The following is a 21,342-nucleotide window of genomic DNA, read 5'->3' on the forward strand; positions in this document are numbered from 1 at the left end:
GCGAACGTCGCTCCTTGACGTTTAAGTGTAGGAAAAGGATGTAAGGAAATAGTGCGATAAAATGTCACAGTGTTCACTAATGGGCTGAAAGTATTCATGACGTCCTTAACTAACAGGCGCAGTTAAACATGCCAGAAGTTGGCTGTCGTTTGGCTGAACATCTGCCTCTTGTGTAGGTAAAAGTGTCTAAAGTTGCTTGAGCGCCTCTGGCCAGTCTTCGCTGTTTATAATGCCCACGGCCTTGAGCTTGCCGTTGCCCAGCACCTTGACGAATAACGCGCTGCCGTATTCGGTGGATTTGGCGTGAGGATAGCCGAGGTCCCGTTCGATGTCGCTGATGCAGGCGCTGTGGGTAATCAGCATAAAGTTGTGCCCGGGTTGCTTGTGGCTGAGGATTTCCTCACCCATGGCATCGCCGCAGATCGATAGCTGGCTTGGCGACAGTTCGGTCTTGCCAAACATGAACAGCGAGGTCTGGGCAGTGCGGGTGGTCGGGCTGCTGAACACGTCTGTACCCTCCATGCCCAGTATTTTGAAGGCTTTGCCGATTTCGACGGCCTGTTGGGTGCCTTTGATCGTCAGGCCATCGGCGGGGCCGAAGCAAGGATTGGAGGAACGGTCGCAGCGTTCTTCATGGCGGACCAGCACCACCAGATTGCCGTCGCGCCAATTGGCCAGCAGGCCTGACGTCAGCAGGCGATTGGCCGTACTCAGGTCCGGTGGCGATACAGGCCAGGCCAGCAAACCTGCCAGCAATGTGCCGCACAGGGCGAGCGCTGCCGTGCCCAGCCAGAGTTTTTTCAGGCGTTTTGCCCGAGCTTGATACGAACGCGGTTTGGTCAGGGTCAGGTTAACCACACTATTCACCGTGGGATGTCAGGCAGCTTTTTATTAGTCAGGCACAACCGTTTGACTGTGCCCGTAGTGGAGCAAGAGCCTGTCATACGGTTGCTGTCTTTTTGCTGAAAACTGGAGCGTTAAAAGTTATGTGTGCCGACAACTAATAAGTTGAGCGTTATTGGCGCTTGTTCGGCACTTTATTCGGTGGTCGGTAGGTAACCGGTGAAATGTATGTGAAAAATTTGCGTGGCGAGGGCGGTCAGCCGTTATCCTCGATTGCAGTCCATTGGCGAGCGAGCGTTCCCATGTTGCAGGTGCAAGGTGTCCATAAATGCTACGTCACTGCGCAGGGCCCGCTGACGGTATTGGCCGGGGTTGATCTGCACTTGGCGGAGGGTGGCAGCCTGGCGCTGATGGGCGAGTCCGGCAGCGGGAAAAGCACGCTGCTGCACCTGGTGGCCGGCTTGGATCGTGTCGACGGCGGCAGTATCCGCGTGGGTGAGCAGCGTCTGGATCAGATGAGCGAGCGGCAGTTGGCCGATTGGCGGCGCACTGAGATCGGCCTGGTGTTCCAGCAGTTCAACCTGATCGGCAGCTTGCGCGTCGACGACAACCTGGCGTTCCAGGCGCGCCTGGCGGGGCGCTTTGATCCGCACTGGCAAGCGCAGTTGGTCGAGCGTCTGGGCCTGGGGGATCTGCTCAAGCGCTACCCGGAACAACTCTCCGGCGGCCAGCAGCAACGGGTGGCGGTGGGGCGGGCGCTGGCGTCTCGACCCGGCTTGCTGCTGGCGGACGAACCGACGGGCAATCTGGATGAGGCCACCAGCGATGAAGTGCTGCAACTGCTGCTGGACCTGTTGCGCGACACCCCCACCAGCTTGTTGATGGTCACTCACAGCCCGCGCATTGCCGCACGGCTCGACCGGCAGGTGGTGTTGCACCGCGGCCACGTCCTGCCTGCGGACGTCGGCTGAGATGGCGGTGCTCTATTGGACTTTACGCGCGTTGCTCAGCCACTGGCGGCGCCACCCCGTGCAGTTTTTCAGTGTGCTGACCGGGCTGTGGCTGGCCACCGCGCTGCTGACCGGGGTGCAAGCGCTCAACAGCCAGGCGCGGGACAGCTACGCCCGAGCCAGTCAGTTGATCGGCGGCGAACCCCAGGCCAGCCTCAGCATGCCCGACGGTGCCAGCTTCCCCCAGGCGCTGTTTGCCCAGTTGCGCCGCGCCGGCTGGCCGGTGTCGCCGGTGGTGCAAGGGCGGGTGCAGCTCAAGGGGCATGAGGACCGGCGCCTGCAATTGATGGGCATCGATCCGGTGTCGCTGCCCGGCAGCGGCGCGGTGGCGGGGCAGCGCTTGAGCCAGGCGCAAATGGTCGCGTTCTTCGACCCGCCGGGGCGCACCTGGATCGCCCCACACACCTTGCAGGCGCTGGGGTTGCAGGCCGGTGAACGGCCGCTGACGGCCAGCGGGCAAGCCTTGCCGCCGTTGCAGGTTCAAGCGGACATGGCCCCCGGCCTGTTGCTGACCGACATCGGTTTTGCCCAACCGTTGCTGGACATGCCGGGGCGCCTGTCGCGGTTGTTGCTCGACACATCGTTCGCCGCCACCCATCCCACGCCGCCGGCCGGACTGCAACTCAAACAGGCGCAGGACAATAACCTCGCGCGCCTCACCGAAAGCTTTCACCTGAACCTGGATGCGCTGGGTTTTTTATCCTTTGTGGTCGGGCTGTTTATCGTCCATGCCGCCATCGGCCTGGCCCTGGAACAGCGGCGCGGGCTGCTGCGCACCTTGCGTGCTTGCGGGGTCAGCGGGCGGATGTTGCTCCTCGGCCTGGGCATGGAACTGGGCGCCCTGGCCCTGCTTGGCGGTGTGCTCGGTGTCGCCAGCGGCTATGTGCTCGCCAGTGTCTTGCTGCCGGATGTGGCCGCCAGCCTGCGCGGCCTGTACGGCGCTGAAGTGCCGGGGCAGTTGAGCCTCAGCCCGTGGTGGTGGCTCGCCGGGTTGGGCCTGAGCCTGCTCGGGGCGTTGCTCGCCGGGGCCGGCAGTGTGTGGCGCGCGGCGCGCTTGCCGTTGCTGGCGCTGGCCAACCCCCAGGCCTGGCATGAGGCCCATGGGCGCTGGTTGCGGCGTCAGGGCCGGGTGGCGAGTGCGGCGCTGCTGATCGCGCTGTTGGCGCTATGGTGGGGTAACAGCCTGGCTGCCGGATTTGTGCTGATGGCGGCCTTGCTGCTCGGTGCCGCGTTGGGGCTGCCGGTGCTGCTCAATGCGCTGTTGAAAGCGCTGCTGGGACGCAGCCGCTCGGTGCTCGGGCAGTGGTTTCTCGCCGACTGCCGCCAACAGTTGCCGGCCTTGAGCCTGGCGCTGATGGCGTTGCTGTTGGCGCTGGCGGCCAACATCGGCGCGGGTTCCATGACCTCGGGTTTTCGCCTGACCTTCAGCAATTGGCTGGAACAACGCCTCACCGCCGAGCTGTACCTCAACCCAAGCACCCCGGCCCAGGCCGACCGGTTGAATACCTGGCTCACGCAACAACCGCTGGTGCAGGCGGTGCTGCCCACCTGGCAGGTCGCCGTGCAATTACAGGGCTGGCCGGCGGATGTGTTTGGCGTGGTCGACGCGCCGACCTATCGCCAGCATTGGCCGTTGCTGGAAGCTGCGAGCGCGCCGTGGGACCAGTTGCTGCGCAGTGACACGCTGATGCTCAGCGAGCAACTGGCGCGGCGCTTGAATGTGCGAGTGGGCGACGCCGTCAACATCCCCACGCCCGAGGGTGTGTGGTCGCCCCAGGTGGTGGGGATCTACGCCGACTATGGCAACCCCAAGGGCCACGTGCTGGTCAATGCGCAGCACCTGTTGGCGCATTGGCCGACGCTGTCGCCGGCGCGCTTCAACCTGCGCGTACTGCCGCAAAACGTGGTGCCGCTGGTGCATGAGGTGCAGCGCGAGTTCACCCTGGACGACAGCCGTATCGTTGACCAACAGACCCTCAAGGGCTGGTCGAGCCAAGTGTTCGAACGCACCTTTGCCGCCACCGCCGCCTTGAACAGCCTGACGCTGGGCGTGGCGGGCGTGGCGCTGTTCATCAGCCTGCTGACCCAGAGCCAAAGCCGCCTCGGCCAACTCGCCCCGCTGTGGGCATTGGGCGTGACGCGCCGACAATTGATGCTGCTCAACCTGGGACAGACCTGGCTGCTCGCGGTGCTGACGCTGCTGCTGGCGTTGCCCTTGGGGTTGCTGTTGGCGTGGTGCCTGGATGCGGTGATCAATGTGCAGGCGTTTGGCTGGCGCCTGCCGTTGCATATTTTTCCCTGGCAGCTGGCGCAACTGCTGGGGCTGGCGTTGCTGGCCACGTTGCTGGCGTCGGCGTGGCCGCTGTGGCAGTTGTACCGCAGTCGCCCGGCGGATTTGTTGAGGACGTTTGCCCATGAAGATTAAGGCGCTGCTGTGCCTCGCTCTGGTGCTGGTGAGCGGCTGTGACAAAGCCCCCGCCCCCGAGGAAAGTTTCGCCGGCCTGGGCAGTGATGCGGCGGATTTTGCCCAGGTGGTGCCCGGCAAGGTCTTCGCTTTTCCCGAGGACCACGGCCCTCACGCCGGTTTTCGCATCGAGTGGTGGTACGTCACCGCCAACCTGCAAGACGCCCAGGGCCATGTGTTCGGCGTGCAATGGACCTTGTTTCGCAATGCCCTCAAGGCCGGGCCGACGCAACCGGGCTGGCACGACTCAACGATCTGGCTCGGCCACGCCGCCGTCACCTCGGCCACCCGGCACTACGCCGCCGAGCGCTACGCCCGTGGCGGCGTCGGCCAGGCCGGGGCCCAGGCCGCGCCGTTCAGCGCGTGGATCGATGACTGGAGCTTCGCCACCCGCCCAGGCGCCGCCGGCCCTTTGGCGGACATGCAGCTCAAGGCCAGCGGTCCGCAATTCGCCTACGACTTGCAACTGACGTCCAGTCGCCCGTTGGTGCTGCAAGGTGACAACGGCTACAGCCGCAAGTCCGACCAAGGCCAGGCCTCGTACTACTACAGCCAGCCGTTTTTCACCGCCAACGGCAGCGTCAGCCTCGACGGCAAGGTCTACCAGGTCACGGGCCCGGCCTGGCTCGACCGCGAGTGGAGCAGCCAACCCCTGGCCGCCGGCCAGACCGGCTGGGACTGGTTTTCCCTGCACCTGGACCGTGGCGAGCAGTTGATGCTGTTTCGCGTAAGGCAAAAGGACGGCACGGGTTATCTCACCGGCACCTGGATCGACCGCGAGGGCCATACCCAAACCCTGCACAACGCCGATATCCAACTTACGCCACTGGCCAGCACTGACATCGACGGGCGACGTATCCCCACACGCTGGTCGCTGAAAATTCCCGGCAAGCAGCTGGATATCACCACCGATGCCGTCAACCCGAAGGCCTGGATGAACCTGAATATTCCGTACTGGGAAGGACCGGTGCAGTTTGAAGGCGGGGTTGGGTATCTGGAGATGACCGGGTATTAGCACTTTTCTGTAGGTGCTTATCGTCTTCTGCGTAGGCAACTTCCCAAATGTGATTTAGCCCCCTCGGACTTGTGCCGGGGCGGTGTTTGCTTGCTTATATTTCGACGCCAACTTCATCGCATCAAGGATGTAAGGCATGGCGCGGGGATACATCAACGACAAGCCAATCAGCTACAGCAGTTTGAAAACCTGGCTGATGGGCCACGGCATGAGCCGCCAGCACTCTGACCATTTTGATGTGTTGAATCATCACCTGCGCCGCGGGTGGGTGATACCGGGGCGGATGGTGATTGTTCCAGACACCGAGAGCGTCAGTTGCTCCTGGAACGAATCCTGGTGGGTGCGTTATGCCGAGGAAATTGATCGCAACCTGGAGCTGGACGCTGCGGCTGCACAGACGATGATCGATAACTACGACCTGCTGCAGAGCCTTCTGACGTATGGCTCGATAGGTATCGGCAGTGCGACATCGGCGTGGTCGCGGCACCTGGATGAAGTCGTGAACACGTTGGAGGAAATCGAACGTCTGCATCAACGCCTGAAAGCCGGCGGGTTGGATCGCCAGGCGTTTATCCGCCAGCGCCAAGTGCTGCTGGCGCTGCTGGGCACGCAACTGCGTGGTGCCGCACGATTTGGCACGGGATTGCGCGGCAATCAATCGCTGAAGAAGGTGCTGGGGATTTCAACCAAAAGCTATCTGAATAAGGGCGAGATCGCCGGGTATGCACAGCGCTTGAAGGCGATTTCGCAGACGTCGAAGTGGTTGGGCAAGGGCACTTATGTTGGGCTGGCGCTGGATGTGGGCGCAGCGGGTTTGGAGATCAAGGAGGCGTGTATGGTGGGGCGGGAGGCGCAGTGTCGGCGGGCGAAGTATGTGGAGATGGGGAGGTTGGCGGGTGGGGTTAAGGGGGGAGCTGTTCTTGGAACAGTCGGGGCGAAAGCAGCTCGTCGTACATGCAACATGTTTCTGGGTATTGCTTTGAAAGGACGCGGTGCATTGGCGTGCGAAATTATTGGAGGCGCTGCTGGAGGGTATGTCGGAAGTAGTGAATTTGGCGATGAGGGTGCGTTTCTGGGTGGAAAGATCCTAGAGATCGATGGTGATTTGATATTCCAGCCGGAGGGGGCTTAACCATGGATTTTTTTCTCGTCTATTCCATTGTGTTGTTTGTTGGGATGTCTGTCGTCTTGGGACTGTTGCTATTTGCCGAATATACAAAACTAGATGAGTTGGAAAGTTACTTCAGTGAAAACGAAGAAGTTCGCAACAATAAGCGTTTTTGGCGACGAAACCAGTGGATCGACAGACAATATCGCATGATGCTGATTTTTGAATACCTTGCAGACTCTAAACGCCATGTGAAAGCCGGTCTTGTGACCGAAGCCGAACTCGCGTCTATTCCTTTAGCGCTCAAACGTTGGGTGTTGTGGCCCTATTACCTTGCGTTCATTTGGGCTATCGCAACGGTCGTTTGGTCGGTTTGGCGCAGGTGGTGCAACATTCCAATTTGAACGAGGGAGGGAGTTTAACGATGTCGTTTTTTCCTGCTTACACCCTTGTAATGTCCATTGGGACGTTCGTCGTCCTGGGACTGATGCTTTTTGCCAAACGTACAAAACTCGACGAGCTGGAAAGTTACTTCAGTGAAAACGCAGAGGTTCGTAAACGTAAGCAACTCTGGGGGCCAAGCCCACGGTTCGGCGGATTTCATCGCATGGGCCTGATGATTGATATCCTGCTAATGCCAAAACGCTACGTGAAAGAAGGTCTTGTGACTGAGGAAGAGTTGGCCTGCGTTCCGTTATCACTTAAGCGTTGGGCCGTGTGGCCATATCGCCTTGCGATGATTTTGGCTATTAGCTGGGGCTATTGGTGCACTTGGCTCTAGTGGTCGCTCGTTTTCCTACACCTGAGCAGTTGATGCTGTTTCGCGTAAGGAAAAAGGACAGTACGGGTTACTTCACCGGCACCTGGAACGACCGCGAAGGTCAACCCAAACCCTGCACAACGCCGCTGTCCATAACTGAAGCTGTCAACTCGAAGGCCTGGATATTCCGTACTGGCAAGGGCCGGTGCAGTTTGAAGGTGGGGTTTCTCGGCGGAAAGATCATAGAGAACGATGGTGTTTTTATCTTTCAACCAGAGGGGGCCTGACTATGGATCTTTTTCTCGTCTTTAGTATTTTACTGTTTATAGGCGCTCTGGTTGGCGTGGGACTTATGTTATACGCAGAGTGCAAAAAGCTCGAAGTGTTGGAAAGCTACTTCAGTGAAAACAAGCTGGTTTGCGATAACAAACGTTTTTGGGGAAGAAATATGCGGATCGACAGGTTTCAGCGCATGCTCCTGATCAATCAATTGTTAGGAATGCCCAAACTGCATGTAAAGAGGGGCGATGTGACTGAGGCAGAGCTGGCTTCAATCCCGATATCCCTCAAGCGTTGGGCACTTTGGCCGTATCGTCTTTCTTTTATTTGGCTGATCGCATCAGTCGTTTGGGGCATTTGGTACCGATGGTAGCTCACCTGTCTTCACCGCCACCTGGGTGAACCTGATTATTCCGTACTGGAAGGGTCGGTGAGGTTTAAGGGGCTCTGGAGATGACCAGATATTAGCACTTTCTGTAGGCACTGATCTTCTTCTGTGTAGGCAACTTCCTAAATATGATTGAGCCCCCTAGGGCTTGTGTCCGGACAGTATTCGATTGCCTATATTTCGACGCCAACTTCATTGGTGATTTGATATTCCAGCCAGAGGGGGCTTAACCATGGATTTTTTTCTCGCCTATACCATTGTTTGGTTTTTTGGAATGTTTGTCATCTTGGGACTTATGCTATTTGCCGAATATACAAAACTCGACGAGTTGGAAAGTTACTTCAGTGAAAACGAAGAAGTTCGCAACAATAAGCGTTTTTGGCGACGAAACCAGTGGATCGACAGACAATATCGCATGATGCTGATTTTTGAATACCTTGCAGACTCTAAACGCCATGTGAAAGCCGGTCTTGTGACCGAAGCCGAACTGGCGTCTATTCCTTTAGCGCTCAAACGTTGGGTGTTGTGGCCCTATTACCTTGCGTTCATTTGGGCCATCGCAACGGTGGTTTGGTCGGTTTGGCGCAGGTGGTGCAACGTCATCATCTGAAAGGCACTGCATTCCTTTCAAAAAATACTGTACATGTATACAGTAATATCCTACAGTCCATCCCAGGTGACCGGATGTCACCTGACCTTCAGTTTTTAACTATGGATGGATAAAAAATGAAATCGAAAAAAAACCTTATGCTGGGTGCAGCCATGGCGGCCTCCTGCTTCGTTTCGGCCTTCGCCCTGGCCGAGCAATACCCTCACCTGGCTGCGCAAGCGCTTCAACCCAACGTCAAACAGGCGTTGAAATCCGGTGCAAAAATCGCCGCCAACAAGGCTCCCACGGCGCTGAAACAGCAACTGCGGGCAGACGCTCAGTCGAAGAAAGCGGTATTCGTCGCGAAGGCCGAGGCCGATTCGGTGGTGGAAGACAACACCGCGCCGGCCCCCGTCACCCAAGTACAGAAAGCCACTGCCAAACAGGCTGCTGCAGTGCAGGCGGCGCTGGTTCAGGGTTGTGAAACCACGCTGGATGTCAACGCGCTCTATACGATCACCGGCGTGCAAACCGGCGATTTGCTGTGCTACCACTTCAACCTGCCGAAGAAGGCCCGGATCAACGCTCTGCTGGTCAGCCAGACGGCGGGCACCGACATGTCGTTGACCTTGTTCCAGGACGACGGCCAGGGCAATCCGCTGCCCTTGGGCACCTCCAATAACCCGGGCACCGCTGATGAGAGCCTTGGCGGCGTGGTGCCGGCCGGTGATTACTACTGGTTCATGGAAGCCAACGCGGCGGTCCAGGGGTCGGGCTTTCAGTTCGGTGTGGCGGTCGATACCAACCTCGACGCCTTCGAACCCAATGACACGCCGGACACCGCCTTCAAACTGCCTGACACGCTGAACTACATCAGTGGCAATGCCGACAGTCTCGATGACGTTGATTACTTCGACTTCACCGCAGTACGTGGCCAGAGCGTGGGGATCGCATTGACTGCCGACGCTGCCAGCGGCAGCGCGCGAGGCAAATGGATACTGGAGCGTTTCGATGGCGCGCAGTGGGTCACCGTGGGCGCGAATGTGCTATCGACCTCGATCCCGAGCCCTGGCGTCGGAGGGGTGGTCAAAGTGCGCGTGCGTCCGAACCAGCACCCGAACGAACCGTGGAGCGCGACGGGCAAATACAACCTGTCGCTGGGTTCCAGCCCGCGGGTGAACAGCCCTGATGTGAAAGGCGAGGCGAATGTGTTGCGCATCCCGTCCTCCGCTTCCAATGTGGGCTATGGCTACATGACCACCCAAGCCTATCGCGATCTGACTTGGACCATGGGCCTGTCGGACAGCACCGGTGCGCCGCTGGTAGGGCTGCATCCGATTGTGTATCTCGATCAGCATATCAACCCGGACACCGGCAATATCGTCTACAAGGCCTACTCGGCAGCCACCGACAGCTCGGGTCAAGCCGGCGGCACGATCAACGTGGGCACGTGCTCCGGTGATTTCCAGACCACCTTTGTCGATTATGCCCAGGGCTACAAAAACACCTGGCGCAGCGACTTTAACTACGGCGTGTGGCGCATGGAGGTACTGGAGTATCCGGGCATCGGTGTCGGTGGTGACAATGTCGAGTACGTCAGTTTTGGCCACTTGTGCAAACAGACGCTGCTCAGCAGCACCAAGAGCTGATGCAGTAAACCGGTAGTACCCAGGGCATACAGGCCGAGCGCCTGTATGCCCTTTTTGCATTATGGCGTCAGCGCCAGTTTCAACGGCACGCGTGCCATGCTCTCGGGCGGTGGCGAATGTGCGAGTTTTGGTCCAATAGGCGAACCCGCGCTAGGACGGGCTCAGGCGTGAACATTCAAATCAGCGGGTCCCAGCGTTGCGACCAGTCGCTTTCCGCCTTGACCACACCGCGCAGCAACTCCAGCGCCTGCTGCAACACGGCCGAATCCCGCGCCCGTGAGTACACCAGGAACGTCGGGAAGCTGAACTCCGGCGCCTTGGGCGCGCGTTGCATCACGCCGCTGTCGAGGTAGCTTTGCACCACTCGGGTACGGAAATACCCGGCACCGCCGTTCTCCAGAATGTACTGCAGCGCCAAGGGCCCGAGGTTGAAACTCAGCGCAGCGCGGGCCTTGTCGGGCAGCGCGGCGTCATGCTGCTGGCGAAACCCCGGGCCCCAGTCGATATACACATACGGGCCCGGCTTGCTCACCAGTTGCACCAGGATCAGCTTTTCTTCCAGCACCTGCTCCACCTGCAAACCCGGCCAGTACTGCGGCTGGAACACCAGCGCGGCGTCGAGCACACCCAGTTCCAATTGGCGCAGCAGGTATTCGCCCTCACGGATTTCCGTGCGCAGCGCATAGCCTGGGATATGTTCGCGCAAGGCCTGGGCCCAGCCGAGCATCAACGGGTTACACAGGCTGACCTCACCGCCGATATGCAGCACATTGCGATAGCCCTCGGGCAATGGCAGGTCGCGGCGCGCGGCTTCCCAGGTTTGCAGCAACTGGTTGGCGTACACCACAAAGGCCTCGCCGTCGGCGGTCAGCCGCGCACCGGCGCGGTTGCGCACAAACAGCGTGCTGTCCAGCTGGCTTTCGAGGTTCTTCACGCGTGCGGTGATGGCGGTCTGGGTGACGTGCAGTTTCTCGGCCGCCGCGGCCAGGCTGCCGCAGCGGGTGATTTCGAGGAAAGTGCGTGCCAGTTCGATGTCCATGAAGCCCCCGGGGATGATTGGGGGCCTATTGTAGTGGAATGCGCTCAAAAACTGTGGGAGGGGGCTTGCTCCCGATGGGGGTGTGCCAGAACCCGATCAGTCAACTGACACACTGCAATCGGGAGCAAGCCCCTCGCACCGTTGGGTTGGATCTACGCTGCTCCGGTGATCGGGGCTGGCAGGGGGGCGGTAGGGAATGCCTTTGCATATGCCTGGCAAACCCGCAACACCGTCTCATCGGCAAACCGCGCCGCCACCACGTGCAACCCCACCGGCAAGCCATTCGCCGCCAACCCGCACGGCACCGACGCTGCCGGTTGCTGGGTCAGGTTGAAGGGGTAGGTGAACGGTGTCCACTCCATCCATTCCTGCATCCCGGAGCCTGGCGGCACGTTGTGCCCGGCCTCGAACGCGGTGATCGGCATCATCGGCGACACCAGCACATCGTAGTGTTCATGGAATGCCGCCATCCGCGCCACCAGGGCTGCCCGTGCTTCCAGGGCCGCGCTGAAATCGTCCAGGCTCAGGCCCTCACCGCGTTGCGCGATACGCAGCAGGCCGGGGTCGAGCAGCTGTTTTTGCGCCGCGCTCATCGGGCCGGTCAGGCGGGCCGCGCCGGCCGCCCACAAGGTGTTGAACACCTCCTGCGGGTCGCTGAAACCCGGGTCGATCTGTTCGACATGGGCGCCCAACTGCACCAGGCCGGCCACAGCCCGGGCGACCACTTTGGCCACCTGCGGGTCGACATCGACGTAGCCGAAGGTGGGGCTGTAGGCAATGCGCAGGCCCTTCAAATCCACGGTCTCCGACAACCAGGGCGTGGTCCTTGGTGCGCCGATCAAGCCGTCTCGCGCATCCGGTTGTGCGACGGTTTGCAGCATCAAGACGCTGTCTTCCACCGTGCGGGTCATCGGCCCCAGGTGCGACAGGATCGTCATCGAACTGGCCGGCCACTGCGGTACATAGCCGAAGGTCGGCTTGATCCCGAAGGTGCCGGTAAACGCACAGGGAATGCGGATCGAGCCGCCGGCATCGCTGCCTTGGTGCAACACCCCCAGGTTCAGCGCAGCCGCCGCGCCCGCGCCGCCGGAGGAACCGCCGGTGGTCATGCGCGTGTCCCACGGGTTGCGGGTGATGCCGTACAGCGGGTTGTCGGTGACGCCTTTCCAGCCGAATTCCGGGGTGGTGGTCTTGCCCAGCAGCACCGCACCGGCCTTGCGCATAAACGCCGGGAAGGGCGCGTCCACGTCCCACGGGCCCTCGGCCGAAGAGGTGCGCGAGCCCTTGCGCGTGGGCATGCCGAGGGTCAGCGTGAGGTCCTTGATCGACGCCGGTACGCCATCCAGCGCACCGCAGGGTGCGCCTTTCAACCAGCGCGCTTGCGAGGCGCGTGCGGCGTTGAGTGCGCCCTCGGCATCGACATGGCAGTAGGCGTTGACCAGCGGGTTATAGCGCTCGATGCGCGACAGCGCGTCTTCGGTGACTTCCACCGGCGACAAGCTCTTGTCACGAAAATGCTGCAGCAGTTGCACCGCCGTCAGTTGGCCGATCTCACTCATGCCTGATCCCCCTGTGCCGCATTGACCATGGCGCGCAGCAACACTGCGCAACCTGCCGCCAGATCATCCGGTGCGGCGTTCTCGATTTCGTTGTGGCTGATGCCGCCTTCGCATGGCACAAAAATCATCCCGGCCGGGCCCAGTTCGGCGACGAAAATCGCGTCGTGCCCGGCGCCGCTGACGATGTCCATATGGCTCAGGCCCAAGGCGTCGGCGGCGTCGCGCACGGCGTTGACGCAGGCCGGGTGGAAGTCCAGCGGCGGGAAGTCGGCGGTAGCGGTCAACTCGAACGTCAGGCCGTGGCGTGCGGCGCTGGCTTCGATCACGCCGCGCACTTCATCGACCATGGCCTGCAGCTTGTCGGCATGCAGATGGCGCAGGTCGATGGTCATCTGGACCTGGCCCGGAATCACATTGCGCGAGCCGGGGCGCAGGCTCAGGCAGCCGACCGTGCCGCAGGCGTGGGGTTGCTGTTGATGTGCGATGCGGTTGACCGCGCTGACCACCTCGGCGGCGCCGACCAGGGCGTCCTTGCGCAGGTGCATCGGCGTCGGGCCGGCGTGGGCTTCGACGCCGGTGAGGGTCAGGTCGAACCACTTCTGGCCCAGGCAGCCCATCACCACGCCGATGGTGGTGGCGCGGTCTTCCAGCACCGGGCCTTGTTCGATATGCGCCTCGAAATACGCACCGACCGGATGGCCGAGCACCGCACGCGAACCGGCGTAACCGATGCGCCGCAATTCCGCGCCCACCGACAGGCCCTGGTCGTCCTGCTTGTCCAAGGTGTCCTGCAAGTCGAACTTCCCGGCGAACACTCCAGAACCCATCATGCACGGCGGGAAGCGCGAGCCTTCTTCATTGGTCCATACCACCACCTCGATCGGCGCTTCGGTTTCGATCTTCAAATCATTAAGGGTGCGGATCACTTCCAGGCCGGCCATCACCCCGAAGCAACCGTCGAACTTGCCGCCGGTGGGCTGGGTGTCGATGTGGCTGCCGGTCATCACCGGCGGCAGGGCGGGATTGCGCCCTGGGCGCCGGGCAAAAATATTGCCGATGGCGTCGACGCTGACACTGCACCCGGCCGCCTCGCACCACTGCACGAACAGGTCGCGGGCCTGGCGGTCGAGGTCGGTGAGGGCCAGGCGGCACACGCCGCCTTTGACGGTGGCGCCGAGTCGGGCCAGGTCCATCAGCGATTGCCACAGACGGTCGCGGTTGATCAGCGGGGCGTTGCTCTGGAGCGGTTGTGCAAAGCTATTCATCTTCGAACTCCGGTCAGGCACTCAGGGCCAGGTAGCGGTTCTTGATCGTCGGGTCGGCGCGGAAGGCTTGCGCGCTGCCCTCGTACACCACGCGGCCCTGTTCGAGCACGTAATGGCGGTCGGCGAGCTTGTCGCAGACCATCAGGTTCTGTTCCACCAGCAGCACCGGCAGGCCGTCGTCCTTGACCTTGCGCAGGATCTTCACCAACTCGTCGACGATCACCGGGGCCAGGCCTTCGGTGGGTTCGTCGAGGATCAGCAGCTTGGGATCGTTGAGCAGGGCGCGGGCGATGGCGAGCATCTGTTGCTCACCGCCGGAGAGCGCGTGGCCGGCGTTTTTGCGTCGCTCCTTGAGGCGCGGGAACATGCCGTAGACGTCTTCGAGTTGCCAGCGGCTGCTCTTGCGCGCGGCGATGCGCAGGTTTTCCTCGACGGTGAGCAGGCGGAAGATCCCGCGGTTCTCCGGCACCAACGCCAACCCCTGGCGTGCGATTTCAAAGATCTTCTGGCCCACCAGCGCTTGGCCGTTGAAGTGGATCTGGCCCTGGCGCGGGCAGATGATGCCGAGGATGCTGCGCAGCGTGGTGGTCTTGCCGGCGCCGTTGCGGCCGAGCAGGGTCACCAGTTCGCCGGGGTTGACGGTCAGCGACACGCCTTCGAGCACGTGGCTCTTGTCGTAGTAGGAATGGATATTCTCGACGATCAGCATCAGGCAGCCTCCCCAAGATAAGCCGTTCGCACACGTTCATCGGCGCGCACGAACTCCGGCGTGCCTTCCACCAGGATCTGGCCGTGGCTCATCACCGTGATGCGCTGGCTGATGGACATGACGATGCTCATGTTGTGTTCGATCAGCAGCACCGTGTGGTCGCGGCCCAGGTCGCTGATCAGTTGAGTCATGATCGGGATGTCATCGATGCCCATGCCCGAGGTGGGCTCGTCGAGCATCAACAGTTTCGGCTTGGAACAGATCGACATGCCCACCTCCAGCACCCGTTGCTGGCCATGGGACAACTCGCCGGCCAGGGTCGCGGCGCGGGCCGTGAGTTGCAGGCGTTCGAGCACCTGGTCGGCCATCTCCAGGTGTTCGCGCTTGCTCTCGACCCGACGCCAGAAATTCAAGGCACGCGCACCGTCGCGACCTTGGGCGGCCAGGCGCAGGTTTTCGCGCACGCTGAGGTTCTGGAACAGGCTGGTGAGCTGGAACGAACGCGCCATACCGAGGCCGACGCGGGCGTGGGCCGGTTTGCGCATCAGTGGCTGGCCGTCGAAATGGATCGCCCCGGCGGTGGCCTGGCGTTCGCCGGTCAGGCAGTGGAACAGGCTGGTTTTGCCCGCGCCGTTGGGGCCGATGATGGTGTGGATGGTGCCGGCCGCGACCTTCAGGTTGACGCCGTTGACCGCATGGAACGCGCCATAGGCCAGCTCCAGGTTCTTGGTTTCCAACAGGATGCTCATAGCCCTTGCTCCTTGGCGACGACGACGGCCTTGCGGCGGCCGCGCACTTTCTCGAACAGCGACGCCAGGCCGCCCCACAAACCACCGCGCATGAAGATCACCACCAGGATCAGGATCATCCCCAGCAGCATCAGCCAGCGCGGCCACAGGTCGGAGAGGAAATCCCCCAGCAGCACGATGGAACCGGCGCCCAGCAACGAACCGAACAGCGAGCCGGTGCCGCCGACGATGGTCATGATCAGGATGTTTTCGGACATCGCCAGGTCGATATTCGACAGCGGCACAAAGTGCAGCAACATGGCGTACAGCGCCCCGGCAATCCCGGTGACCGCGCCGGACAGCACGAACACCAGGATCTTGAAGTGGCGCGTGTCATAGCCGATGGCCGAGGCACGGGTTTCGTTTTCGCGGATCGCCATCAGCGTGCTGCCGAATGGCGAGGCGATGACGCGGCGTGCGCCGATAAAGATCAGCAGGAACAGCACCGCGACAAAACCGTAGAACGCGCGGGCGTCGGCCAACGACAGCAACACGCTGTCGCCGATGCGGATCTCCGGGCGCGGCACGCTGAGCAGGCCGTTGTCGCCGCCGGTCCAGTCGCTCAGGGTGTAGGCGACGAAATACGCCATCTGGCTGAACGCGAGCGTCAGCATGACGAAGTAGATGCCGGTGCGGCGGATCGCCAGGGCACCCACCAGCAGCGCCAGAAAGCCGCCGGCCACGGCAGCGCCGAGCAGTGCGCTGAACAGACCCAGTTGCAGGTGGATCATCAGCAGCGCCGCGCAGTACGCACCGGCACCAAAGAAGATGCCTTGGCCGAACGACAACAGCCCGGTGTAGCCGAGCAACAGGTTGCAGGCCAGGGCGGCCATGGCAAAGATCAGGATCTCGCTGGCCAGGGTCGCCGAGGGCAGGACCAGCGGCAGGCCGATCAGCACTGCCAGCACCCACAGCAACATCGCTTTGGATTGGGTCTTGGCGAACGGCAGGGGATTTTTCTCGCTCATGTCAGGCTCTCCCGAACAGGCCGTAGGGGCGGACCAGAATCACCACGGCCATCGCGCCGTAGATCATCAGGCTCGCACCCTGGGGCCAGAGTGTGGTCATCAGGCTTTGCACCACGCCCACCAGCAAACCGCCGACCAGCGCGCCGCTGAACGAGCCCATGCCGCCGATGACGACAACCACAAAGGCGATCCCGAGAATTTCCGGTCCGACAAAGGGCTGGGCACCGCGCAACGGCGCGAACAGTACGCCGGCCATGCCGGCCAGGCCGACGCCGAGGGCAAAGGTCATGGAGAACAGGCGGAAGATATTCGTGCCCAGCAGCGACACGGTTTCGGTGCTCTCGCTGCCGGCGCGCACCAGTGCGCCGAAGCGCGTGCGTTCCAGCAGCAGCCACAGGCCCAGGCCCACCAGCCCGGAAAATACGATGAGGAACAGGCGGTAATAGGGATAGACGAAATCGCCCAGCACCAGCACCCCGCGCAGCAGTTCCGGCACGGCGACGCTTTTGCCCACCGGGCCCCAGATCATCACGCTGGCTTCCTGGATGATCAGCGCGATCCCCAGCGTCACCAGGATCTGGAACATGTGCGGCAAGTGATAAATCCGCTGGATCAGCAAGCGCTCGATCACCCACGCCAGCGCGGCCACCACCAGCGGTGCCAGCAGCAGCGCCAGCCAGAAGCTGCCGGTGAGGCTCACGGCGGTGTAGCAGATGTAGGCGCCCAGCAGGAAGAACGCACCGTGGGCGAAGTTGACGAAGTTGAGCAGGCCGAAAATGATCGTCAGCCCGACCGCGATCAGGAAGTAGATCATCCCCAGGCCAAGGCCATTGAGTATCTGGAACAGGTAAAGATTGAGCATGCAGGAACCCTCGGCAGGAAGCCGCTCGCGCGGCCCTGCGGTGCAAATAGTCAGGGGGTCAGCCGAGCGTGCAGCCCGTGGCCTCGACCGGCGGGAATGACTGGCCGGCGCTGAGCACCTTGGCCAGGTCGTCCTTGTCGGCCATGTCGGCGGCGGCCTTGCCGATCAGCAGGTAGTAATCCTTGATTACCTGGTGGTCGCCGGCACGGATCGACTCCTTGCCGGTGGGGCCCTCGAAACTCAGGCCCTGCATGGCCTTGGCCACGGTCGGCCCGTCGAAGCTGCCGGTGGCGATGATGGTGTCCAGCATGACCTTGGTGCTGATGTAGTCGGCGGCCAGCGGGTAAGTGGGGTTGATGCCGTACTTGGCCTGGGTCAGCTTGACCAGTTCGCGGTTGAGCGGGCTGTCGACCTGGTGCCAGTACTGCGCGCCGAGGTACACGCCTTCGAGCACATCGCTGCCCAGTTCCTGGAACTGGTCGAGGCCGGCAGACCACACCAGCAGCACTTTCATGCGCTCCTTGATGCCGAAGTTGACCGCCTGGCGCAGGGTGTTGGACGACTGGCTGCCGAAGTTGAGCAGCACCAGCACGTCGGGCTTGGTGGCGATGGCGTTGGTCAGGTAGCCGGAGAATTCCTGCTCCTGCAGCGAGTGGTAGCTGTTGCCGACGTGTTCCAGGCCATGTTCCTTGAGCACGTTTTTGGCGCCTTCGAGCAAGGCTTCGCCGAACACGTATTGCGGGGTGATGGTGTACCAGCGCTTGGCGTCCGGCAGCAGCTTGATCAGCGGCACCAGGGTTTCGCGGATCGCGCCGTAGGTCGGCACCGACCAGCGGAAGGTCGCGTGGTTGCAGTCTTTGCCGGTGACCTCATCGGCACCCACCGGGGTCATGAACACGCCGCCGGCCTTGTCGACTTCCTTGGCCACCGCCAGCGCCGACGACGACAGGGTGCAGCCCTGGAAGAACCGCGCGCCGTCCTGCGCAATCGCTTCCTGTACCTTGCGCACCGCCTTGCCCGCGTTGCCTTCGGTGTCGATGACCTTGTAGTTCAGCGGGCGCCCAAGAATCTCGGGGTGCTGCGCCACCGCCAGGCGCGAACCCATGTCGGCGAACTTGCCATAACTGGCAAAGGCGCCAGACATGGACTTGAGGCCGTAAAAGGTAAAAGGCTCGGCGGCGAATGCCGAGCGCACGCTCAGCGGCAGGCTCAGGGCGGAAGCGAGGGTGAGGCTGGCTTTCAATAACGTACGACGCTGCATGGGGTGACTCCCTGGTTTAGTTATTGGCAGGAGCGGCAAGGGCGATACGGTGGAGCAGGGCCTGTGGGCAGGCATTTTTTTATTGGGGTAACGCAGTGTGCGGGTTGGAATGCAGTCAACTGTGGGAGGGGCGGTGCGACGATTTGACTTGCTCCCGATAGCGGTGTGTCAGTCGATATAACGGTGACTGTGCCGGCCTCATCGGGAGCAAGCTCCCTCCCACATTGGATCTGGGGTGTTCTTAAGAGTGATCGAACTCCAGTAGAAAATGCGGGCTGACCTGGCCTTCGAGCGCGGTCATATGGTGTTCGGCGTCGCACATGTGTTCATGCATCAGGCTGCGCACCGCGCTTTCATCGCCGGCGCGAAAGGCGCTCAACAGTTGCTTGTGATAGTCGAGGTTGGCCGCGTCGAACTGCTTGCGCTTGGGCTTGTAGGCTTTTTTCAGCACCACCAGGTCGCGCAGCAGGTCGTTGAGAAATTGCGCCGTAAAGCTCAGCAGCGGGTTGGGGCAGGCCTTGGCGAGCAGGTTGTGGAACTCCAGTTCCGCCAGGCGTTGTTCGCGCTGGCCGGCCTCGCTGTCTTCCGGCGCGCTGCAAAAATCCACGTTGGCCTGCAGGGCCTGGTAGTCGTCTTCGCTCAGGCGCCCGAGCACCGACACCGCCAGTTCCACTTCGATGACCTTGCGCAACTGGTACACCTGCTCGCCATCCAGGTGCTGGAAGTGCAGGTAGTTGCGCAGTGCGCGGCTGGCCGGTTCGGTGCCGGCCTGGTTCAGGTAGGCTCCGCCACTCGGGCCGGTGCGCGTGCTGACCAGGCCTTCGACTTCCAGGGCCTTGAGCGCTTCGCGGGCCGAGCCCTTGGAGCACTGGAAGCTTTCCATCAGCTCGCGCTCGGTGGGCAGGCGGTCGCCGGGCTTCAAGGCGTCGGTGACGATGGAGCGCTTGACCGACTCGACAATCACGTCGGACAGCTTCTGGCGTTTGCGTCGTAGCGGGCGAGTGAGCATGGGGTCTATTTATCGTATTAATGCGGATAAATAGCACTTAATAACGATTGGGCCGTAGCGTCAACGCAGGGTGTCGTTTCTGGTGTGGAAAGGTCGCAAACGGAGACTCATTGCACAGTGGCATCCGTACACACCGTCGAGCGCGGCGGTTTGTTCCCATGCATCAGATAATCGCCCACCCACTGGTTCACACAGGCACTCACGCCGCTGAACGAAACCCCGTGGGCATAGGCGTTCTTCAGTTGTACGCGGCTCGCCGGGAAGGTGCGCTCGAAGGCCCAGGCGGCGCCGGTGGACGGGGTTTGGTCGTCGAATTCGGCCTGGACCATCAGCAGACTGTCGAGCCGGGCGAGTTCCTTGTACGGCAAGCCCCGGCTGTGTTGTTGCGGCCAGGTGGTGCATTGACGCGCCTCGAGGGCGCTGCCGGCGACCGGGTACTTGGCGAGTGATTCGGTTTCTTTCTGCTGCCAGAGGTCTTCGTTGGAGTAGGTCGAGTCATTGCACAGGATCGCGGTTTTGACCGAGTCGGCGGCCGACATGCGCAACGGCCCGGGCTTGGGCACGTTGGCCTGCAAGGGTTCGCGCACGCGTTGCAGCAGCAGGCTGAACATCGACTTGGCGCGCTCTTCGATCACCGGGTCGGGGCTGAAGCGGTGTGCGCGGGCACGCGTTTCCAGCGCCAGGTCGTCGCCGTCGGGAGTGTCCCGCAGCCAGCGACTGAGCACGTGGGCGCCCATCAGGCCGGCGGGGTCGCTGTAGAAACGGTTGCTGGAACGCAGCGCGGTACGCACGCTGGGCAGCAGTTCCATGAACACACGGCGCACGGCGGCCGGCGTGTCGCCCAGCTGATACACCCCAGGGTCGAGGGCGGCGGCCTGGGCCACGAAACGCTCGAAAATCTTCTCCTTTTCGCTGGCGACGATCACGCTGGCGTGCTCGAACGTTGAGGTCCAGTTGATGTTCGAGTCGAGCACCATGCGCCCCACGTTCGCCGGAAACAGGCCGCCGTACCAGGCGCCGAGCCAGGTGCCGTAGGCGTTGCCCAGGTAGTTGAACTGCAACTCGCCCAATTGCTTGCGCACAAATTCCAGGTCGCGGGCGGTTTGCTCGGTGGTGATGTAAGGCGTCAGCGGGTGGCTGGCGCAGGCTTGGGCGATCAACCGCGCATTCTGGCGCGCGGCGGCGAGGTTGGCCGCGCTGCGGTCTTCGCTGACGTCCGCTTGCGGCACGATCCGCGCGTCGGAGCGGCATTCCAGGCGTGAGCCCGGCAGCCGGCCCAGGCCCCGCGGGGTGACTTCGATCACATCATAGGTATCGGCCAACTGGCGGTAAGTGTCGCCCCAGTCGGGTTGCCGGGCGTAGTGCTTCCAGACGGTGGCCAGGTGTACGGCGAAGGCGCCGCCGGCGTCGAGCCCGGGGCCTCCCGGGTTGGCGAATATCGCGCCCTGGCGTGACAGCGGCAGTTTGGCGCCGACACGGGTGATGTCGAAGCTGATGCGACCACGCTCTGGCGCCCCATGGTCCAGGGGCGCGGTGACGATGCCGCATTGGGTGCGTTCGATGACTTCCGGGTCCAGGCGTTCGAGCGCCGGCTGCGGGCAGTCCAGGAACCATTCGATGCCGAACGGCGAGCGCGGCGTTTCAGCGTAAGCGCCGGTGGGCGCCAGGGCTGCGACCAGCACCAGGCAACGGTAGGTGATTGCGCTTGCAGCTGGAAGGGGTTTCATCAGCGATCCTGGCCTGTCGTGTGAGAAAAAGAAGCCACTGTTGTGGCTGC

General features: G+C 62.0%; 21 protein-coding genes. 10 read left to right on the top strand and 11 right to left on the bottom strand.

Annotated elements, in window-relative coordinates:
- Nucleotides 1-186 precede the first annotated feature (186 nt).
- Nucleotides 187-867, bottom strand: coding sequence for an Ais protein (locus C8K66_RS12775; protein WP_057005615.1), 681 nt, complete (start codon nt 865-867; stop codon nt 187-189).
- Between the two features lie 278 nt (nt 868-1,145).
- On the opposite strand from C8K66_RS12775, the gene C8K66_RS12780 reads away from it, so the two are divergent.
- From C8K66_RS12780 to C8K66_RS12825, 10 genes are all read left to right on the top strand, one after another.
- Nucleotides 1,146-1,814, top strand: coding sequence for an ABC transporter ATP-binding protein (locus C8K66_RS12780; RefSeq protein WP_057005614.1), 669 nt, complete (start codon nt 1,146-1,148; stop codon nt 1,812-1,814).
- A 1-nt stretch (nt 1,815) separates the two neighbouring features.
- On the top strand, nt 1,816-4,278 hold the full coding sequence (locus C8K66_RS12785) for an FtsX-like permease family protein (protein ID WP_108524999.1): 2,463 nt from the start codon (nt 1,816-1,818) through the stop codon (nt 4,276-4,278).
- Nucleotides 4,268-5,332, top strand: coding sequence for a lipocalin-like domain-containing protein (locus C8K66_RS12790; RefSeq protein ID WP_108525001.1), 1,065 nt, complete (start codon nt 4,268-4,270; stop codon nt 5,330-5,332). The genes C8K66_RS12785 and C8K66_RS12790 overlap by 11 nt, the downstream gene beginning before the upstream one ends.
- A 136-nt stretch (nt 5,333-5,468) precedes the next feature.
- Nucleotides 5,469-6,464 (top strand): hypothetical protein, encoded by a 996-nt coding sequence (locus C8K66_RS12795; RefSeq protein WP_108525003.1) that lies wholly within the window; start codon nt 5,469-5,471, stop codon nt 6,462-6,464.
- 2 nt (nt 6,465-6,466) lie between these two features.
- Nucleotides 6,467-6,844 carry a hypothetical protein gene (locus C8K66_RS12800; RefSeq protein ID WP_104902814.1) on the top strand — a complete coding sequence of 126 codons (378 nt, stop codon included), beginning with the start codon at nt 6,467-6,469 and terminating at the stop codon, nt 6,842-6,844.
- Between the two features lie 20 nt (nt 6,845-6,864).
- Nucleotides 6,865-7,221: a hypothetical protein gene (locus tag C8K66_RS12805; protein WP_108525005.1), complete on the top strand. Its 357-nt coding sequence runs from the start codon at nt 6,865-6,867 to the stop codon at nt 7,219-7,221.
- A 32-nt stretch (nt 7,222-7,253) separates the two neighbouring features.
- Entirely contained in the window at nt 7,254-7,487 is a 234-nt protein-coding gene (locus tag C8K66_RS12810) for a hypothetical protein (RefSeq protein WP_108525007.1), read from the top strand.
- Nucleotides 7,488-7,489: 2 nt separating this feature from the next.
- On the top strand, nt 7,490-7,852 hold the full coding sequence (locus C8K66_RS12815) for a hypothetical protein (protein WP_108525009.1): 363 nt from the start codon (nt 7,490-7,492) through the stop codon (nt 7,850-7,852).
- A 247-nt stretch (nt 7,853-8,099) separates the two neighbouring features.
- On the top strand, nt 8,100-8,477 hold the full coding sequence (locus tag C8K66_RS12820; RefSeq protein ID WP_108525011.1) for a hypothetical protein: 378 nt from the start codon (nt 8,100-8,102) through the stop codon (nt 8,475-8,477).
- 116 nt (nt 8,478-8,593) lie between these two features.
- Nucleotides 8,594-10,105: a hypothetical protein gene (locus C8K66_RS12825; protein ID WP_057005608.1), complete on the top strand. Its 1,512-nt coding sequence runs from the start codon at nt 8,594-8,596 to the stop codon at nt 10,103-10,105.
- Nucleotides 10,106-10,280: 175 nt separating this feature from the next.
- Here C8K66_RS12825 and C8K66_RS12830 read toward each other — a convergent pair whose 3' ends face one another.
- The 10 genes from C8K66_RS12830 to C8K66_RS12875 all read right to left on the bottom strand — a co-directional run bounded on the left by C8K66_RS12830 (nt 10,281) and on the right by C8K66_RS12875 (nt 21,292).
- Nucleotides 10,281-11,144 carry a LysR family transcriptional regulator gene (locus tag C8K66_RS12830; protein ID WP_017847522.1) on the bottom strand — a complete coding sequence of 288 codons (864 nt, stop codon included), beginning with the start codon at nt 11,142-11,144 and terminating at the stop codon, nt 10,281-10,283.
- Between the two features lie 152 nt (nt 11,145-11,296).
- Nucleotides 11,297-12,703, bottom strand: a complete 1,407-nt coding sequence (locus C8K66_RS12835) for an amidase (protein ID WP_108525013.1) — start codon at nt 12,701-12,703, stop codon at nt 11,297-11,299.
- Entirely contained in the window at nt 12,700-13,968 is a 1,269-nt protein-coding gene (locus C8K66_RS12840; RefSeq protein ID WP_079444271.1) for a Zn-dependent hydrolase, read from the bottom strand. Before C8K66_RS12840 ends, C8K66_RS12835 begins: the two co-directional genes overlap by 4 nt.
- Nucleotides 13,969-13,981: 13 nt before the next feature.
- Nucleotides 13,982-14,677: an ABC transporter ATP-binding protein gene (locus C8K66_RS12845; protein ID WP_017847519.1), complete on the bottom strand. Its 696-nt coding sequence runs from the start codon at nt 14,675-14,677 to the stop codon at nt 13,982-13,984.
- Complete coding sequence (locus tag C8K66_RS12850) at nt 14,677-15,426, bottom strand: ABC transporter ATP-binding protein (protein ID WP_017847518.1); 750 nt, start codon at nt 15,424-15,426, stop codon at nt 14,677-14,679. The genes C8K66_RS12845 and C8K66_RS12850 overlap by 1 nt, the downstream gene beginning before the upstream one ends.
- Nucleotides 15,423-16,433 (bottom strand): branched-chain amino acid ABC transporter permease, encoded by a 1,011-nt coding sequence (locus tag C8K66_RS12855; protein ID WP_017847517.1) that lies wholly within the window; start codon nt 16,431-16,433, stop codon nt 15,423-15,425. Before C8K66_RS12855 ends, C8K66_RS12850 begins: the two co-directional genes overlap by 4 nt.
- 1 nt (nt 16,434) lies before the next feature.
- Nucleotides 16,435-17,295, bottom strand: a complete 861-nt coding sequence (locus C8K66_RS12860) for a branched-chain amino acid ABC transporter permease (protein ID WP_046382793.1) — start codon at nt 17,293-17,295, stop codon at nt 16,435-16,437.
- 58 nt (nt 17,296-17,353) lie between these two features.
- Complete coding sequence (locus C8K66_RS12865) at nt 17,354-18,556, bottom strand: ABC transporter substrate-binding protein (protein WP_046382794.1); 1,203 nt, start codon at nt 18,554-18,556, stop codon at nt 17,354-17,356.
- Nucleotides 18,557-18,797: 241 nt separating this feature from the next.
- Complete coding sequence (locus C8K66_RS12870) at nt 18,798-19,565, bottom strand: FadR/GntR family transcriptional regulator (protein WP_046382795.1); 768 nt, start codon at nt 19,563-19,565, stop codon at nt 18,798-18,800.
- A 107-nt stretch (nt 19,566-19,672) separates the two neighbouring features.
- Nucleotides 19,673-21,292 carry an alpha/beta fold hydrolase gene (locus C8K66_RS12875; protein ID WP_108525015.1) on the bottom strand — a complete coding sequence of 540 codons (1,620 nt, stop codon included), beginning with the start codon at nt 21,290-21,292 and terminating at the stop codon, nt 19,673-19,675.
- Nucleotides 21,293-21,342: the final 50 nt, after the last annotated feature.

Source organism: Pseudomonas sp. GV105 (assembly GCF_003058185.1).
Taxonomy (GTDB): Bacteria; Pseudomonadota; Gammaproteobacteria; order Pseudomonadales; family Pseudomonadaceae; genus Aquipseudomonas; species Aquipseudomonas veronii.

Coding starts and splice junctions, on each gene's coding strand:
- C8K66_RS12780 (WP_057005614.1), top strand. CDS start 1,146: ATGTTGCAGGTGCAAGGTGTCCATAAATGCTACGTCACTGCGCAGGGC.
- C8K66_RS12785 (WP_108524999.1), top strand. CDS start 1,816: ATGGCGGTGCTCTATTGGACTTTACGCGCGTTGCTCAGCCACTGGCGG.
- C8K66_RS12790 (WP_108525001.1), top strand. CDS start 4,268: ATGAAGATTAAGGCGCTGCTGTGCCTCGCTCTGGTGCTGGTGAGCGGC.
- C8K66_RS12795 (WP_108525003.1), top strand. CDS start 5,469: ATGGCGCGGGGATACATCAACGACAAGCCAATCAGCTACAGCAGTTTG.
- C8K66_RS12800 (WP_104902814.1), top strand. CDS start 6,467: ATGGATTTTTTTCTCGTCTATTCCATTGTGTTGTTTGTTGGGATGTCT.
- C8K66_RS12805 (WP_108525005.1), top strand. CDS start 6,865: ATGTCGTTTTTTCCTGCTTACACCCTTGTAATGTCCATTGGGACGTTC.
- C8K66_RS12810 (WP_108525007.1), top strand. CDS start 7,254: ATGCTGTTTCGCGTAAGGAAAAAGGACAGTACGGGTTACTTCACCGGC.
- C8K66_RS12815 (WP_108525009.1), top strand. CDS start 7,490: ATGGATCTTTTTCTCGTCTTTAGTATTTTACTGTTTATAGGCGCTCTG.
- C8K66_RS12820 (WP_108525011.1), top strand. CDS start 8,100: ATGGATTTTTTTCTCGCCTATACCATTGTTTGGTTTTTTGGAATGTTT.
- C8K66_RS12825 (WP_057005608.1), top strand. CDS start 8,594: ATGAAATCGAAAAAAAACCTTATGCTGGGTGCAGCCATGGCGGCCTCC.
- C8K66_RS12830 (WP_017847522.1), bottom strand. CDS start 11,144: ATGGACATCGAACTGGCACGCACTTTCCTCGAAATCACCCGCTGCGGC.
- C8K66_RS12835 (WP_108525013.1), bottom strand. CDS start 12,703: ATGAGTGAGATCGGCCAACTGACGGCGGTGCAACTGCTGCAGCATTTT.
- C8K66_RS12840 (WP_079444271.1), bottom strand. CDS start 13,968: ATGAATAGCTTTGCACAACCGCTCCAGAGCAACGCCCCGCTGATCAAC.
- C8K66_RS12845 (WP_017847519.1), bottom strand. CDS start 14,677: ATGCTGATCGTCGAGAATATCCATTCCTACTACGACAAGAGCCACGTG.
- C8K66_RS12850 (WP_017847518.1), bottom strand. CDS start 15,426: ATGAGCATCCTGTTGGAAACCAAGAACCTGGAGCTGGCCTATGGCGCG.
- C8K66_RS12855 (WP_017847517.1), bottom strand. CDS start 16,433: ATGAGCGAGAAAAATCCCCTGCCGTTCGCCAAGACCCAATCCAAAGCG.
- C8K66_RS12860 (WP_046382793.1), bottom strand. CDS start 17,295: ATGCTCAATCTTTACCTGTTCCAGATACTCAATGGCCTTGGCCTGGGG.
- C8K66_RS12865 (WP_046382794.1), bottom strand. CDS start 18,556: ATGCAGCGTCGTACGTTATTGAAAGCCAGCCTCACCCTCGCTTCCGCC.
- C8K66_RS12870 (WP_046382795.1), bottom strand. CDS start 19,565: ATGCTCACTCGCCCGCTACGACGCAAACGCCAGAAGCTGTCCGACGTG.
- C8K66_RS12875 (WP_108525015.1), bottom strand. CDS start 21,292: ATGAAACCCCTTCCAGCTGCAAGCGCAATCACCTACCGTTGCCTGGTG.